Source organism: Rhizobium sp. M10 (assembly GCF_002531955.1).
In the GTDB taxonomy this organism is placed as follows: domain Bacteria; phylum Pseudomonadota; class Alphaproteobacteria; order Rhizobiales; family Rhizobiaceae; genus Rhizobium; species Rhizobium etli_C.
The window spans coordinates 41,835-57,615 of the sequence record NZ_NWTA01000010.1; the positions used below are offsets into that span (position 1 = coordinate 41,835).

At 61.4% G+C, this 15,781-nt stretch carries 17 protein-coding genes; 5 read left to right on the plus strand and 12 right to left on the minus strand.

Annotated elements, in window-relative coordinates:
* Window positions 1-17: 17 nt before the first annotated feature.
* Complete coding sequence (locus CO671_RS17600) at window positions 18-593, plus strand: TetR/AcrR family transcriptional regulator (protein ID WP_010033988.1); 576 nt, start codon at window positions 18-20, stop codon at window positions 591-593.
* A gap of 48 nt (window positions 594-641) precedes the next feature.
* On the opposite strand, the gene CO671_RS17605 is transcribed toward CO671_RS17600, so the two are convergent.
* On the minus strand, window positions 642-1,256 hold the full coding sequence (locus CO671_RS17605; RefSeq protein WP_097607001.1) for an FMN-dependent NADH-azoreductase: 615 nt from the start codon (window positions 1,254-1,256) through the stop codon (window positions 642-644).
* 139 nt (window positions 1,257-1,395) lie between these two features.
* Between CO671_RS17605 and CO671_RS17610 the strand changes: the two genes are divergently transcribed.
* Window positions 1,396-2,364, plus strand: coding sequence for a LysR family transcriptional regulator (locus CO671_RS17610; RefSeq protein WP_097607002.1), 969 nt, complete (start codon window positions 1,396-1,398; stop codon window positions 2,362-2,364).
* A gap of 39 nt (window positions 2,365-2,403) precedes the next feature.
* Here the strand turns inward: CO671_RS17610 and CO671_RS17615 are convergent, their stop codons facing one another.
* From CO671_RS17615 to CO671_RS17630, 4 genes are all read right to left on the minus strand, one after another.
* The gene (locus CO671_RS17615; RefSeq protein ID WP_097607003.1) at window positions 2,404-4,392 is read right to left on the minus strand and encodes a bifunctional 2',3'-cyclic-nucleotide 2'-phosphodiesterase/3'-nucleotidase; all 1,989 of its coding nucleotides are present in this window, start codon (window positions 4,390-4,392) and stop codon (window positions 2,404-2,406) included.
* Between the two features lie 252 nt (window positions 4,393-4,644).
* On the minus strand, window positions 4,645-5,046 hold the full coding sequence (locus tag CO671_RS17620) for a PilZ domain-containing protein (RefSeq protein ID WP_097607004.1): 402 nt from the start codon (window positions 5,044-5,046) through the stop codon (window positions 4,645-4,647).
* An 85-nt stretch (window positions 5,047-5,131) separates the two neighbouring features.
* Window positions 5,132-6,013: a DMT family transporter gene (locus CO671_RS17625; protein WP_097607005.1), complete on the minus strand. Its 882-nt coding sequence runs from the start codon at window positions 6,011-6,013 to the stop codon at window positions 5,132-5,134.
* 72 nt (window positions 6,014-6,085) lie between these two features.
* On the minus strand, window positions 6,086-6,547 hold the full coding sequence (locus CO671_RS17630; protein ID WP_097607006.1) for an Lrp/AsnC family transcriptional regulator: 462 nt from the start codon (window positions 6,545-6,547) through the stop codon (window positions 6,086-6,088).
* Window positions 6,548-6,703: 156 nt separating this feature from the next.
* Between CO671_RS17630 and ald the strand changes: the two genes are divergently transcribed.
* Complete coding sequence (gene ald, locus CO671_RS17635; RefSeq protein WP_097607007.1) at window positions 6,704-7,822, plus strand: alanine dehydrogenase; 1,119 nt, start codon at window positions 6,704-6,706, stop codon at window positions 7,820-7,822.
* Window positions 7,823-7,832: 10 nt separating this feature from the next.
* Here ald and CO671_RS17640 read toward each other — a convergent pair whose 3' ends face one another.
* From CO671_RS17640 to CO671_RS17665, 5 genes are all read right to left on the minus strand, one after another.
* The gene (locus tag CO671_RS17640) at window positions 7,833-8,348 is read right to left on the minus strand and encodes a DUF1203 domain-containing protein (RefSeq protein WP_097607008.1); all 516 of its coding nucleotides are present in this window, start codon (window positions 8,346-8,348) and stop codon (window positions 7,833-7,835) included.
* Between the two features lie 384 nt (window positions 8,349-8,732).
* Window positions 8,733-9,293, minus strand: coding sequence for a GNAT family N-acetyltransferase (locus tag CO671_RS17650; protein WP_097607009.1), 561 nt, complete (start codon window positions 9,291-9,293; stop codon window positions 8,733-8,735).
* Window positions 9,294-9,298: 5 nt separating this feature from the next.
* Window positions 9,299-10,168, minus strand: a complete 870-nt coding sequence (gene sseA, locus CO671_RS17655) for a 3-mercaptopyruvate sulfurtransferase (protein WP_010033069.1) — start codon at window positions 10,166-10,168, stop codon at window positions 9,299-9,301.
* 14 nt (window positions 10,169-10,182) lie between these two features.
* Window positions 10,183-10,920: an alanyl-tRNA editing protein gene (locus CO671_RS17660; protein WP_097607010.1), complete on the minus strand. Its 738-nt coding sequence runs from the start codon at window positions 10,918-10,920 to the stop codon at window positions 10,183-10,185.
* A gap of 5 nt (window positions 10,921-10,925) precedes the next feature.
* Window positions 10,926-11,963: a cysteine synthase A gene (locus tag CO671_RS17665; protein WP_010033065.1), complete on the minus strand. Its 1,038-nt coding sequence runs from the start codon at window positions 11,961-11,963 to the stop codon at window positions 10,926-10,928.
* 223 nt (window positions 11,964-12,186) lie between these two features.
* Between CO671_RS17665 and CO671_RS17670 the strand changes: the two genes are divergently transcribed.
* Entirely contained in the window at window positions 12,187-12,846 is a 660-nt protein-coding gene (locus tag CO671_RS17670) for a ChrR family anti-sigma-E factor (RefSeq protein WP_170964997.1), read from the plus strand.
* Window positions 12,847-12,944: 98 nt separating this feature from the next.
* Window positions 12,945-13,778 (plus strand): SDR family NAD(P)-dependent oxidoreductase, encoded by an 834-nt coding sequence (locus CO671_RS17675; protein ID WP_097607011.1) that lies wholly within the window; start codon window positions 12,945-12,947, stop codon window positions 13,776-13,778.
* Here CO671_RS17675 and CO671_RS17680 read toward each other — a convergent pair whose 3' ends face one another.
* A complete protein-coding gene (locus CO671_RS17680; protein ID WP_097607012.1) occupies window positions 13,779-15,038 on the minus strand; it encodes a cyclopropane-fatty-acyl-phospholipid synthase family protein in 1,260 nt (419 codons plus the stop codon). It abuts the gene before it with no gap.
* A gap of 253 nt (window positions 15,039-15,291) precedes the next feature.
* On the minus strand, window positions 15,292-15,618 hold the full coding sequence (locus CO671_RS17685) for a hypothetical protein (protein WP_010029846.1): 327 nt from the start codon (window positions 15,616-15,618) through the stop codon (window positions 15,292-15,294).
* Window positions 15,619-15,781 lie beyond the last annotated feature (163 nt).

Here is a 15,781-nt window from a genome sequence, read left to right on the forward strand (position 1 = left end):
TAAGTCAAGAGGCACCGATGGGGCGTTCGCAGCTGGAAAAACAGAAGACGCATGAGAAGATCGTCGAGACCGCGTCCAGGCGGCTGCGCGAAGCGGGGCTCGACGGTATCGGCGTTGCCGACCTGATGAAGGAGGCCGGGCTGACCGTCGGCGGCTTCTACAAGCACTTCGCCTCCCGCGACGATCTGGTCGCCGAGGCGATCCAGTCGGCTTTCGATTCATGGGGACGCAAGCTGGAGGCCGAGGGGATCAACCCGGCGGAGATGACGGCTGCCGATATTGCCGAGCGTTATGTCAGCACCTGTCACCGCGACAATCCCGGCGAGGGCTGTCCTTTTGCTGCGCTGACCTCCGATATATCGCGCAGCGGCGAGAAGGCGCGAGCGATCGCGACGGACGGACTGAGGCGCAACTTCGAGGGATTGGCGAGCAAGACCGCGGGAGCCGATGAAGGGGAAAGACGGCGCAAGGCGATCATGGCCTTCGCCATGATGGCCGGCGGCGTCGGTCTTGCCAGGATTTCCTCCGATGAGGCGCTGTCGGCCGAAATCCTGGAGACGGTCCGGGATTTTGTCGGCGGTATCGACAAATGACGAACGGCCGGCGAAGGCCGGCCGTCCCATGGAATATTGAAGAACCGATCAGGCGGCGAGAGCGATTTCCTCGACGCGCGACTTGGCGGCTTCGATGGCCTTTTCGGCAGCTTCCGGACCGAAAGCCAGGCCTTCGACATAGATGGTCTCGACGTCTGTGATGCCGAGGAAGCCGAAGATCGACTCCAGGTACGGCACGGCATGGTTCAGGGGAGCGGCCGGGCCCTGCGAATAGACGCCGCCGGAGGTGAGCACGACATAAACCTTCTTGCCGGTGACGAGGCCGACCGGGCCGCTTTCCGTGTACTTGAAGGTCACACCGGCGCGGGCGACGTTGTCGATCCAGGTCTTCAGCGACGAGTAGATGTTGAAGTTGATGAGGCCGGTGCTGATGACGATCGTATCGGCGGCAAAGAGTTCATTGACGAGTTCGTCCGACGTCTTGATGGCGGCGACTTCCTCGGCGGTGCGTGCCTCTGCCGGCTTGCGGATGGCGCCGGTGAACAGGTCATCGATGTGCGGCAGCGGGTTGGAGGCGAGGTCACGGCGAACGACGACGCTGCCCGGCTTCTGGTTCTTCAGCTTTTCGGCGAGATCGACGGCGATCGGGGTCGAGAGCGACTCGGCGCGCGGGCTGGACGTCAGAAGAAGGATGGACGACATGCTGCATTTCCTTTCGAATTGAATTTGACGGCTCGTTGCTGGGAGGTGAGCCGCGGTGTCGAGGAGGAAAATAAGTCTGGCCCGCTATCGAAAAAACGGTGATAATGTCGATCGAAATTATCGATGGAATGGATGGCAGATGCTTCCGAACCCGACTTTGGACCAGTTGCAGGTGTTTTTGACCGTTGCCGAAACCGGCAGCTTTTCGGCCGCATCGCGGGCGCTGAACCGTGCGCAGTCGGTCGTCAGCTATACGATCGCCAATCTGGAAGCACAGCTGGAAATGCCGCTTTTCGAGCGCTCCGGCGCCCGCCAGCCGAAGCTGACGGAGGCGGGTAAGGCGATGCTCGAGGATGCGCGGCGCATTCTGGGCGACCTGCAGGTCATGCGCGCGCGCGTCAAGAGCCTGCGGGAGGGCCTCGAAGCCGAGGTTTCCGTCGCCATCAGCGTCATGGTGCCTTCCCGCGCTATGGTGGACGTGCTGCACGAATTCCGCGAAAGATACCCGACCGTTTCGTTGAACCTCAATGTCGGTGAACTCGGAATGGTCATGGATCTCGTTCTGAGCGGCAAGGCGACGATCGGCATCGGCGGCGCGGTCCTCAAGCCGGATGACTCGGTCGTCACCGAACGTATCGGCCATTCCTTCATGCTGCCGGTCGCCGCGCCCGACCACCCGCTTGCCGCGATCGGCCGGCCGCTCACGCTCGGCGACGTGCGCGAGGAAGTGCAGCTCGTCGTCACCGATGCGTCAGGCCGGACGAAGGGGCGGGATTTCAACGTTCTGTCCTACAAGACGTGGCGCGTCAGCGATATTGCGACAAAGCACCAGCTCATTAAGGCCGGTCTCGGCTGGGGCGGTCTTCCGGCATCCATCATACATGACGATCTGCGCAGCGGCGCGCTGATCCATCTCGACCTGGATGCCTATGAACAGGGTGAGTATGGGATCTATTCGATGCGCCAGCTCGCCAACCCGCCCGGACCGGCCGCCAGCTGGATGATCGACGCCTTCCGCACGCGGCTTTCCTATTGCCCGAACCAGGCCGATTTTCATGCCGAGATGGCGGAACTGCGCGACACCGCTCCGCCGCTCGCGGCCGAATGACGAAGGCGCGGAGCCGCGCCTTCGCCGATAGGCCTTCGGTTAAAGAACGAGCCTGAACTTCGAGAAGCCGTCGGCCCCGTCGCCGGCCTCCTCGATCTTGACGCTCTTGACCGCAGCGAGGAACTGCTTCGCCTTCGGGCCGCTTTCGAAGGTCGCCGTCGTGCCCGGCAGCGGCTTGAAGGTCCAGTTCGCATCGGCCGACGGATTGATCGTGCCCTGCTCGTGGACGTAGCGCACGATGACGTCGCGGTTGGTGTCCGGCGCCTGGAAGATCACCTTGTCGGCAGCGATCTCCGGGAAACTGCCGCCGCCGCCGGCGCGGTAATTGTTGGTGACGACGACGAACTTCTGGGCCGGATCGATCGGCTTGCCATCGAAGGCGAGGTTCTGAATACGGTTGGCATCCGGATTGATCGCCTTGCCGGACGAATCATATTTCGGCGGCTGCGACAGGTCGATCTGATATGTAACGCCGTCGATCACGTCGAAATTGTAAGACGGGAAGTCGGCGTTGAGCAGCGGCGCATCCTTCGCGCCGGCGTCGATGTGATTGAACATGCCGGCCGACATTTCCAGCCAGTTCTTCACCTGGGCGCCGGTGATCGCGACAGCCTGCACCGTGTTCGGATAGAGATAGAGGTCGGCGACGTTCTTGATGGCGATATCGCCGGCCGGCACATCGGTGTAATAGTCGGCGCCGCCGCGGCCGCCGGCCTTGAAGGGAGCTGCGGCCGAAAGCACCGGCAGATCCTTGTACTCGGTGTCGGCGAGCATCTGCTTGATGTACCAGGTCTGGGCCTGGCTGACGACCTGCACGGAAGGATCGTCGGCGACCAGCGCGAAATAGGAATAGAGCGGTGCCGACGTCTTGCCGACCGGCGTGCGGACATAGGCGAGCGTCGCCTCATGCTCGGCCTTGGCGGCTTCGACCACGTCCTTCTTGTCGGCATAGTCGGCGACCACTTTCTTCTTGTCGTCGCGATGATAGATCGGCCGCGCTTCCGAGGTGAAATCGACGATCTTCCAGCTGTTGCCGTCCTTTTCCAGCAGCAGGTCGATGAGGCCTAGATGCGAACCCCAGAACCCGGCCATCACGGCGGGCTTGCCGTGCAGCGTGCCCTTGACGGGATCGGCATTGGCGATGCCGTCCCAGCTCTTCGGGCCGGGGAAGACGAGATGCTGGTGGCCGGTAAAGATCGCGTCGATGCCTTCGACGGCGGCAAGATGCAGCGAGGCATTTTCCATCTTTTCGGACGGTGCTGCTCCGTCGATGCCGGAATGGGAGAGCGCGATGACGATATCGGCGCCGGCTTCCTTCATGGCGGGAACCCAGGCCTTGGCGGCCTCGACGATGTCGCGGGTCTGCGCCTTGCCTTCGAGGTTCTTGATGTCCCAGAGCATGATCTGCGGCGGTACGAAACCGATGAAGCCGATCTTGACAGGGCTCTCCTTGCCGGCGCCGTCTTTGATCTGCTTTTCGACAATGATGTAGGGTTTGAAGAAGAGATCGTCCTGCTTGGGATCCGAGGCGAGCTGGCCCTTGGTCAGGTTGGCGCAGACGAAGGGGAAGTTCGCGCCGGACAGGACCTTGAACATGAAGTCGAGGCCGTAATTGAACTCGTGATTGCCGAGCGTCCCGACCGTGTATCCGAGCGTGTTCATCGCCTTGATCACGGGATGGACGTCGCCGTCCTTCATGCCGTGCTGATAGGCCATGTAGTCGCCCATCGGATTGCCCTGCAGCACGTCGCCATTGTCGATCAGCAGCGAGTTGACGGCCTCTGCGCGGATATTGTCGATGATCGTTCCGGTGCGCGACAGGCCCATCGTGTCGTTCGGCTTGTCGGCGTAATAGTCATAAGGGAAGACGTTGACGTGAATGTCGGTCGTTTCCATCAGCCGCAGGTGCGCCTGGTTTCCGTTGGCACGGGCGCTGAAAGGGTGCAGCAGCACCAGGGCGGAAGTCGCGGCGAGACCGCCGAGCAGGGAACGGCGGCTCATGACGCCGACATCAAAAATGGAAGACATGGAACTCTCCTATAGGATCATGCAATCGTCCGGCCCGTCAGAATTAGGACGAATTGGCGAGGAGTACACTGCGAAAATGACAGGACGTCAAAACAATCGGCAGCGAAAGGCGATATGATTTTAAAAGGCAATTTATCGCACCGCGGCGCCAGTCCGGCGCCGACGCAAGGCCGCCATTGCGCACGACGTCAATGTCAATGGCAGCTGCCGGAACGATGTCAGCCGCTCCTTCGGCGCAAAAGCGATGCGGTCCTACGATTTCAGCGTCAATGTCGCCAAATGCGGCGGGCGGTCGCCGTTGGTCATGGCTCTTAGTTGACGCACCGCGAGTACCGGCCGGATTTCCTTATGGAAAAAGCGGAAATAGGAGGAAATCTGCGCCCGCGCATTCGAATTCACGTCGAACTGGATGCCGATGCGGCCATTGTGCTTCCAGCGGATGATGCCTTCGAGCATTCCAAGGTTTTCGGCTTCGATGCGCACCTTGCTGCCGGAAGCGGCATGGAGCGGGGTCTTCGTCTCCAGGGCGGCGCCGGTCACCGACAGGTTGAGAATTCGCACATCCACTTCGCTGTTCAGATATTTGACACTGCCGAAGACGCGGCAATTCTTTCGATCGGCCTTCCGCGCCGTGATTTTCAAGTTGCTGCTCATGCTGTCTCCCTTTGAAACGCGAGGGGAGCATAGCGCCGGAAAATTGAAATGGTTTTAGGGGCTTGGCTAAAATTGCAGTGAAACTTCAGTTGGCGGCCGCCGCCCTGCGCCCCACCACATGTTCGCGCCAGATGGTGAAGATGCCGGCGGCAACGACGATGACCGAGCCGATGACCGTGTTGAGACTGAGCGTTTCGTCATAGATCGTCACACCGATGATCGAGGCGTAGACCAGTGACAGATAGGTCAGCGGCTGGACGGCGGCGGCATCGAGAACATCGTAGGCGCGGATCAGGAAATAGTGGCTGGAAATGCTGGTGATGCAGACGAGCGCCATCCAGCCCCAGTCGCCCGGCGACATCCAGCTCCAGTAGAACGGGCCGACAAGCGTCATCGTGATGCCGCCGATAACGCCGGTATAGAAGAAGCTGGTCATCGACGAATCGTCGCGGCTGACGAAACGGGTGGCGATGACGTAGAAGGCGAAGTTGAAGCAGGAAAGAATGGCGAGAAGCAATTTCACGTCGAAAAACTCGCCTTCCGGCTTCAGGATCAGCAGCACCCCGCAAAGCCCGACGCCGATCGCCGTCCACCGTCGCCATCCGACCCGCTCGCCGAGGATCGGCATCGACAGCAGCGCGATCAGGATCGGCGTCGCGGAAAAGATCGCTTGCGAGCGGGCGAGGCCGATTACGGCAAAGCAGGTGATGGCCAGAACCACCTGGACGGCCAGCAGCACGCCGCGCACCACCTGAAGAAGCGGCCGCTTTGTGCGGGCCGTCGCCTGGAGGCCGCCGCGCATCTTCGAAGCGAGGACGATCGTGAACAGCGCGAAGGCCCAGTAGCGGATCATCGTCACGAAGATCGGCGGATAAGTCGACGCCAGATGTTTCGAGATGGCGTCCTGCAAAGAGAAGATGGTGGTTGCCAGCAGGGCAAAAATATAACCGTGGGTCTTCGATGTCATGATATGCCGTAAAGGGGAAAACGTCTGCGAGCCCCGAAAGTCTGGGCAGCGTTTCGGCAAATAAGCAAGGCCTCAAAGTCCCACATTCGGCCTGTCGATGATTTCTCTGAGCGCGAAGCTCGAATTGATCTTGACCACATGGGGAAGCGCCGACAGCCAGTCGCGATGGATGCGCTCGTAATCCTCGAGGTCACGGGCGGCGACCCTGAGGATATAGTCGTATTCGCCCGACATCAGGTAACAGACGAGCACGTTCGGGCAGAGCTTCACAGCGGCTTCGAATTCCGCCAGCGTTTTGGCGAACTGGCCGGAGAGCGAGATATGCACGATGGCGATCATCTTGTAATCGAGCGCCTTGTGCGAAAGCCGCGCATGATAGCCGCCGATGACACCGCTTCTTTCGAGGATGTCGAGCCGGCGCGAACAGGCCGAAGGCGACAGGCCGATCTTTTCGGCAAGTTCGGCGTTGGTTATGCGGGCATTGGCCTGCAGGACCTTGAGAATCGCAAGATCGATGGCGTCGAGATCAGTCATTCGAAGAACTTTCGAAAAATAATGATGATGACGCAATAATCCGCGAAAAATCGCTTCTTCGCAAATCGTCTTTGCAAGGACATTTCGCTGTCTTGGTGGTTGGATTCATCGTGCGAGGAGATCCGCGGCTGCGGAAACAGAATGAGAGGAACGCCAATGCGTGTCGGTTGCCCGAAGGAAATCAAGAACCATGAATATCGTGTCGGCCTGACACCGGCCTCGGTGCGCGAATACGTCGCCCATGGCCACGAGGTCTGGGTAGAGACCAAGGCGGGCGCCGGCATCGGCGCCGATGACGCCGCCTACGCGGCGGCTGGCGCGAAGATCGCCGCCTCCGCCAAGGATATCTTCGAAAAGTGCGACATGATCGTCAAGGTGAAGGAGCCGCAGCCCTCCGAATGGGCGCAGCTGCGCGACGGTCAGCTTCTCTACACCTATCTGCATCTGGCGCCCGACCCCGAACAGACCAAGGGTCTGATCGCCTCCGGCGTCACCGCGATCGCCTATGAGACGGTGACCGACGAACGCGGTGGCCTGCCGCTGCTGGCGCCGATGTCGGAAGTGGCAGGACGCCTGTCGATCCAGGCGGGAGCGACCGCGCTGCAGAAGGCCAATGGCGGTCTCGGCGTCCTGCTCGGCGGCGTACCCGGCGTGCTGCCGGCCAAGGTCGCGGTGATCGGCGGCGGCGTTGTCGGCTTGCACGCCGCCAGAATGGCCGCCGGCCTCGGCGCCGATGTCAGCATTCTCGACAAGTCGCTGCCGCGCCTTCGCCAGCTCGACGACATTTTTGCAGGTCGTGTGCACACCCGTTATTCCAGCATCCAGGCATTGGAGGAGGAGGTTTTTTCGGCCGATCTCATCATCGGCGCCGTGCTCATTCCAGGGGCGGCTGCCCCGAAACTCGTCACGCGCGAAATGCTGTCCGGCATGAAGAAGGGCTCCGTCATCGTCGACGTCGCCATCGACCAGGGCGGTTGCTTCGAGACCTCGCATGCGACGACCCATTCCGATCCGACCTATGAAGTCGACGGCGTGGTGCATTATTGCGTCGCCAACATGCCGGGCGCTGTGCCCGTCACCTCGGCGCACGCGCTGAACAACGCCACACTGGTCCATGGCCTGGCGCTCGCCGATCGCGGCTTGCGCGCCATTGCCGAAGACAAGCACCTGAGAAATGGCCTCAATGTGCATAAGGGCCGCATCACCAACAAGCCGGTCGCCGAAGCGCTCGGCTATGAGGTCTTCGCGCCGGAGAACGTACTGAACGTAGCGTAAGTTACCTGACTCAGGGGTAGGTGAGGGCGCCGGTCTCCACAAGGGCCGGTGCCTTTGCCTTGTCGATCCGGCACTGGAAGCAGTTGTTGCGCGCCGAGCGCACATGCACATAGGCGATGTCGGGCCGCGCGAGCAATGTCTCGGCATAGGCGGGAATATCGGCGATAGCGGTCACAGCGCCGGTGCCGTAGACGATGCGGTCATTGGCGCTGTAGCCGCGGACAATGAAATTGGGACTCATGGTCAGTATCGGCGGCTGGATCTCCTCGGCGGCGTAACGCCGGCACGGCTGTTTGTGGAGGAAAATCGGCCCGGTTTCGGCATAGGGCTGCAGTTCCGGAAACGGCCGGTAGGCGAAAACCAGCAGTTCCTCGCCCTCTTCGATATTCCGCAGGCAATGGCGGCAGGGATGACCCGGGCCATCGGAAACCATTGTCTCCGGCAGCCTGTCATAGGCGTCGCGGCCGCCATTCCAAAGGGCTCTGGCATCGGCAGTCGGCATGGCGGCAAAACGGATGGCGGTCATGGCAAATCTCCTTGGTGGTTGCCATGAAATGCGCCCAGGTCATCGCCCAAGCCACCCGTTTCTTGCGCCTGCTATTATTTGTCGAGATCGCCGCGGCAAATTCGTTCGTGAAGCCAGGCATGCCAATTCCTCAACGCGTGGAGGAAATTTCCACCTCGCCTCCCTCATTCCTGTGCTTGTCACAGGAATCCAGCGCGCCCAAGTCCTTGGGCGCGATAGACTATTTCCGTTATAGTATTGCTTCATTCACGGCGCAGACGCGCCGTAGCTGGATTCCTGTGACAAGCACAGGAATGAGGGGCGGCCGGGCTAGGCGCTTTCCCCATATAGCCTGCTATACCCGATATGGGTAGCAAGCAGACACGTGCACCGGGAACCACCCCCTCAGCCTTTCCGCGCGATCTCCAGCAGTTCCTTGTCGCTCAGCGGCCGGACGATGCCGGTGCCGGTCGAGACCGGGGAGAAGCCGTACATCTGGTAAAGCTGCAGCGCGCGCGGATGGTCGAGATTGTTGGTCGTGGTGGTGACCCGCTTCGGATTGAGCGACCAGATGGCATAGAGCGCCTGCAGCAGGAACCATTTGCCGATGCCGAGGCCGAGCGCATGTTCGATCAGGCCGAAATGGCAGAGTTCGATCGTATCCTCGTCCTCGCAGAAATATTCATAGAAGCCGGCAGGGGCGCCGTTCACATAGAGGACGCTGATATTGTTGCGCTTGTCATTCAGCGCCTGGGTCAGCTGCTCGTCGCTCATGCGCAACCGGTCCACCCATTGCCAGCGCGCGCCCACCTGCCGGTAGAGATAGCGGTAGAAGGGCAGCGGTATGCCGGGCGCGCGCATGATCGCTGTCTGGATATTGACCGGCACCGGCATGCTGGTTTTCGGCGCTGCCGTCATTTCGAGACGAGTGATGTGAGCTTTCAGCGAAGCGGGTGTCTTCCCCATGGCGATCAGGCTTTGACCGGCGTCGGCGGGCCGGTGACAACGGGCGTATCGTCACGGCTGCCCCATTCGCTCCATGAACCGTCATAAAGCTTGTTGTCGTGATGGCCGAGCGATTCCAGCGCCAGCGTGATGATGGCCGCCGTGATTCCCGAGCCGCAGGAGGTGACGACTGGCTTCGAAAGATCGATGCCGGCCTCCTCGATCGTCTGGCGGAGTTCGGGCAGTGATTTGAACCGGCCCTGGCTGGCAAAGACGCCGGAAGGCAGGCTACGGGCGCCGGGCATATGGCCGGAGCGCATGCCGGCCCGCGGCTCAGGCTCGGTGGCGGCGAAGCGGCCGGCGCTGCGGGCATCGGCGATCTGCATCGCGCCGCTCGAGACGATGTCGCGCATGGCATCGAGCCTCACCACGCGGCTCGCATCGAAGTTCGGCGTGAAGGTCGCGGGCGCATGGCCGGGCACCGTGGTTTCGAGCGGACGACCCTCGGCCTTCCAGCCGTCGAGACCGCCGTCGAGCACGAAGACGTTCTTTGCCCCCATGACCCGGAACAGCCACCAGACCCGCGGCGAGGCGAACACGCCGATGCCGTCATAAACGACGATGCGATCGTTCTCGCTGATGCCGAGCCGGCCGGCCTCAATGGCGAAATAATCGGGCGAGGGGATCGTGTGTGGCAGCGACGTCGAATGGTCGGCGATCTTGTCCTGGTCGAAACGGATGGCGCCGGGAATATGGCCGGCCGCGTATTCGGCATCGGCGTCGCGTTTCTGCGCCGGCAGATAGAAGGAGGCGTCCAGCACACGCAGATCCGGTTTGCCGAGCTCGGCCTGCAGCCAGTCGGCGGAGACGACGAAACGGCTCTTGCTCTCAGTCATTTGGGTCTCCCTTGTCAGGCTTCGTCGCCGGGCGCACCGAAGCGGATGCGGAAGCGCCGGTTTTCCTTGCCCTTTTTTTCGATCTTGGCGATATGGATCTGACCGACTTCCTGCGTCTCCGAGACATGTGTGCCGCCGCAGGGCTGGCTGTCAATCGAGGAGTTCTCGCCGATGCAGACGAGGCTGACACGACCGAGGCCGATCGGCGGGCGCACGTTCTTCGATTTGACGATATCAGGATTGGCCGCAAGCTCGTCGTCGGTGATCCATTGCAGGTAGACCGGATGGTTCTGGCCGACCAGTTCCATCAGCCTGGCGGTGACCTCGTCCTTGTCGATCGTCTCGCTCATGTCGAAGTCGATGCGGCTTTCCTCCTCGCCGACCGCGGCCCCGGTGATCGGATAGGAGCAGACGACGGAAAGCAGGTGGCAAGCCGTGTGCATGCGCATCAGCCTGTAGCGGCGCGGCCAATCGACATGCAGCACCAGCGTCTCGCCGATCTCAGGCTGCGGCGCATTGTCGAGCGGCACGTGGATGATGATATCCTTGCTCGCGCCATGTTTCGTCTGGCCGAGCCCGATCTTGCTGCCGTCGGCCCGTTCAAGCTGACCGGTGTCACCGGGCTGGCCGCCCGATGCCGCATAGAAGCAGGTCTGGTCGAGTTCGATGCCCCCATCGTCGTGAACGGCGGTGACGACCGCCTCGCATGTCGAGAGATAGAAGTCGTCACGGTAGAGGGCATTGACGGGCATGGATCTCACACGGGTTCGTAGGGAACGTGTATGTCGGACGACCTAGCCATCCAGCCCGGAACGGGCAGTCCCTTCGACCTCAGGAAATCCGGATTGAAGAGCTTCGACTGATAGCGGTTGCCGTAGTCGCAGAGGATTGTCACCACCGTGTGACCTGGCCCGAGATCCCGGGCGAGATTGACAGCGCCGGCAATATTGATCGCCGTCGAGCCGCCGAGGCACAGGCCCTCGTTTTCGACGAGATCGAAAAGATAGGGAAGGGCTTCGGCATCGGAGATCCGATAGGAAAAGTCCGGCGTGAAGCCCTCGAGATTGGCGGTGATGCGGCCCTGGCCGATGCCCTCGGTGATCGATGAACCTTCGGATTTCAGCGTGCCGTTCTGGTAGAATTCATAGAGAGCGGCGCCGTCGGGATCGGCGATGCCGATCTTGACGTCGGCCTTGAAAGCCTTGAGGCCGGCAGCGACACCTGCCAGCGTGCCGCCCGAACCGACGGAGCAGATAAAGCCGTCGATCTTGCCGTCGGTGTCGTTCCAGATTTCCGGCGCGGTCGTTTCGACATGCGCCTGCCGGTTGGCGACGTTGTCGAACTGGTTCGCCCAGATCGCTCCGTTCGGCTCGCTCTTCGCCATCTGCTCGGCGAGCCGCCCGGACACCTTCACATAGTTGTTCGGGTTCTTGTAGGGAACGGCGGGCACTTCGACGAGTTCGGCGCCGAGCAGTTTCAGCGCGTCCTTCTTTTCCTGGCTCTGCGTTTCCGGGATGACGATCACGGTGCGGTAGCCGAGCGCCTTGGCCACCAGCGTCAGCCCGATGCCGGTATTGCCGGCCGTGCCTTCGACGATGACGCCGCCGGGCCGGAGCAGCCCCTTCCGTTCGGCGTCGCGGATGATGTAGAGCGCGGCACGGTCCTTGACCGACTGGCCGGGGTTCAGGAACTCCGCCTTGCCGAGAATGGTGCAGCCGGTTGCCGCCGAGGCGCCCTTGAGTTTGATCAGGGGCGTATTGCCGATGGCTTCGAGGACGGAGGGGTGGAAGGTCATGGAATCTGCCTCTTTCGAACTCTTACTTTAAGAACGGTCTTTTCCCTTCACAAGGCTGTGTTGGCAAGAAATGCTATTCCATGCCTCTGTCGGCCACGACAAAATTTCGCTTTCCCTGGCCGAAGAGGCGCATTGTCCGCCATCCGGCGGTTGCGCGGTGATCCGAAGATTGACTTTACCCGTACGGATGACGACAAAACGAAACGGAGCGCAGCAACAGGGCGTGACCAAAACCGACATGGTTCACGAGCAGATCGATACGATCGACGCATTGATGGCGCATTACGTCGCCGGTTCTTTGCCCGAGCCGGCGCGGGTGCTCGTACGATCCCATCTGCAAATGAAGCCGGAGAATCGAAGCCTGGTGAGCAGCCTCGAGCTTTTGGCCGGGGAAGCCCTGGAAAGCACGCCGGAAGCCGCCATTGCCGATCGCGACCAGCGGCTTGCTGCGATCTTTGCCTCTGCGCCTCCTGCCTCCGAATCCCATGTTTCCACGGGGCCAGAAAGGGCGCTGTTTCCCCCGGCTTTGCGCGATCTCCTCGGCTTCGAAGCCGAGGACGTGCCCTGGCGCCGGCGCTTGCCCGGCTTCAAGGAATATTCGTTCGGGATGGAAGGCTGCGAAGTCAGCCTGATGTGGATCCGTCCGGGCCGGGCCTTACCGGCTCACACCCATAAAGGCATGGAACTGATCCTGATCCTCGATGGCGCTTTCAACGATGAACGCGGCCGTTTCGGTCCCGGCGACAACTCCATTGCCGACGAGACGGTCGAGCATCGGCCGGTCGCCGAGAAGGACAGGCCCTGCATCGCCCTTGCCGTTTCCGACGGGCCGATCAAGCTCACCGGATCCCTCCGTCAGATGATCGGCGACCTGATCGGCTGAAAGCAGCCACAATGGTGTGATAGAGCCATAAATCCGGGAGGAGATGTGAACTTCCGGACCTGTCTCGTGTTGGTCAGGCTGAGCCGGAGGAACATGTCATGCGTGATTTCATCGCCCGTCCCGAACATGGAATCGTCTGGATATCGGGCGCGAGTTCCGGCATCGGGCGGGCGCTTGCGCTGAAGCTCGCCGGCGAGGGATACAAGGTCGCCGTCACCGCCAGAAGCCATGAAAAATTGGTCGACCTGCAGGCCGAGGCCAGCGGCCTTGACGGCAGCATCGTCGTTCTCGACGGCGACGTCACCGATGCCGAGGACATGGAACATGTCATGGCCTCCATCGAATACGAGCACGGCACGCTCGCCATGGCGATCCTCAATGCCGGCGTCTATCTGCCTGTTCATGCCGAGGACCTGCACCGCGCCGATTTCGAAAAGAGCTTCGCCGTCAATCTTTCCGGCGTCGTCAACTGTCTGTTGCCGGCGATCCGCCACATGAAGGTGAAAGGGCAGGGGCAGATCGCCATCGTCTCCTCCGTTTCCGGCTATGGCGGCCTGCCGACGGGGGCGGCCTATGGCGCCACCAAGGCGGCGCTGATCAACATGGCCGAAAGCCTGAAGTTCGATCTCGACAAGATGGGCATCCGCATCCAGCTCGTCAGCCCAGGCTTCATCGATGCCCCGGCGACAGGCAAGAGCGCCTTGCCGAAGACGGCGCAGGTGTCGCCTGAGGAGGCTGCCCGGCAGATCGCAGCCGGACTGAAATCGCAGGCGTTCGAGATCACTTTCCCCGGGCGCTTCACCACGATGCTGAAGCTTGCGCGTCTGCTTCCCTACGGCGCTTATTTCCCGCTGGTGAACCGCTTGACCGGCTGGCGCGAACGGCCGTCATCGGCAGGTCACCATCCGGCGACACCGCATCCGGCGGAATGATCAACTGCGCGAGAACACCACCTGGCGCACATCGATATTGCGGGCCCGAAAGCCGGCTTCGCAATAGAACAGATAGAATTCCCAGAGCCGTTTGAAACGCTCGTCGAAGCCCATCGGGCGGATGCGTTCCCAGACCGACCGGAAGCGCTCGCGCCATTCGGCAAGCGTACGGGCGTAATCGAGCCCGAAGCTGAAGTCCCTGACCAGTGACAGATCGACCTTGCCGGCGAGTTCGGCCAGGTGGTTGCGCGTCGGCAGCATGCCGCCGGGAAAAACGTATTTCTGAATGAAGTCGGGATTGCTGCGATATTGGTCGAAGGCTTCGGGCCGGATGGTGATGATCTGCAGGCCGGCCTTGCCGCCCGGCTTCAGGCATTGCCGGAGCTTGGAGAAATAGGACGGCCAATATTTTTCGCCGACCGCCTCGAACATCTCGATCGAGACGATCCGGTCGTAGAGCCCGGTCTCATCGCGGTAATCCTGAAAGCGGAATTCGACGCGATCGCCAAGACCGGCCTTTTCGATGCGCGCTTCGGCATAGGCGAGCTGCTCGCGGCTGATCGTCAGCCCGGTGACTTTGCAGTTCAGCTCGCCGGCTGCGAATTCGGCAAAACCGCCCCAACCGCAGCCGATCTCCAGCACATGATCCCCAGGCCTGATGCCGGTCGCCTCGGCAAGCGCGCGGTATTTGGCATTCTGTGCCGATTGCAGGTCGTTGGCGCCGGTGGAACAGAGAGCGGAGGAATAGGTCATGCTCGGGTCGAGCCATTCCCGGTAGAAATCGTTGCCGAGATCGTAATGGGCGGCGATGTTGCGCTTCGAGCCCGCTTTGGTATTGGCGTTCATCCAATGGCGGACACGCTCGACCAGGCGCCCGACGCCGCTTTTGCCATGCGCGTAGCTGTGCGCGGCCTCGCCATTGACGAGGAAGAGCTCGAGGAAGGCGGCGATGTCGGGGCTGTCCCAATCGCCGTCCATATAAGTCTCTGCGACCCCGATCGTGCCGCTTGTTAGCGCCCGGTAGGCAAGGTTCCAATTGTTGAGGCTGAGGGCCGCCTTCGGCCCCGCCTGCTTGCCCTCGATCAGCAGCCTGCGGCCATCGGGTAGGGTGACGGCAAGCGAGCCGTGCTGCATGCGCAGAAGTCCGCGCAGCGCCAGCTTGGCCTTGAATGGCAGACCCTTCACCAGACGGGATATGTTGTCGGCCGTCAGCGTTGCCGCATCGCGGGCCAGCGGATTCCAATCCTGCGCCTTGCTCATCTCTCCTCCTCCAGCATTTTTTCGCCGGTTAGGGACGACGATACATCCGTGACGATGTGCTCGGGCGGCCTCCGGCCATTGTCCTTGAAAGCTAGCGCATTGGCCCGAAAATCGGAATCGATTTTCAGGCTGCTACGAATCTACGGATGGTCGGATCAAGAGTTTCATCCGAAGAGAAAGGCTTTTGGTGATTGCCGCGACATGAAAAAGGCCGGCGTGAACCGGCCTTTTCTCAAAGCGGGCGAAGGCCTGCTCAGTTGTCGTATTCGCGGCATGCTTCGCTGATCGATGCGCCGCTCTGTCCGCCACGGGTGTCGACGCCCGACATCTGCTGCGGCATGCCGGGGCATTCCATGGTTTGCGGCCGGCCGATGCTCTGCGTCGTGGTCGGATCGACCGGAGCGACCTGCACTGGATACATGCCATTGTCGCTGTTGGTGTAATCCGACGAATAGTTACCCGAACTCGGATCGGTCGAGCCGCCATTCGTCGGCCCGATCGGATCGGGGTTCGACTGGGCAAAGGCCGACGACGCCATGCCGATCGCGAGCAGCGAAGCGGCAATAAGGGATTTGGTCATGAGGATATCCTCCTTTGATTTTCATCTTGGATGACCCTGGTGTAACTGCGTCACGGAATCATTGTTCCGAAATTTGCGAAAAACCTGCACGCTGGCCTTGCATGGTTACGCATAAACCTTAACGGGCGAAGCCGCTGGATCGTTGCCACTGCCTGTCTTAGGG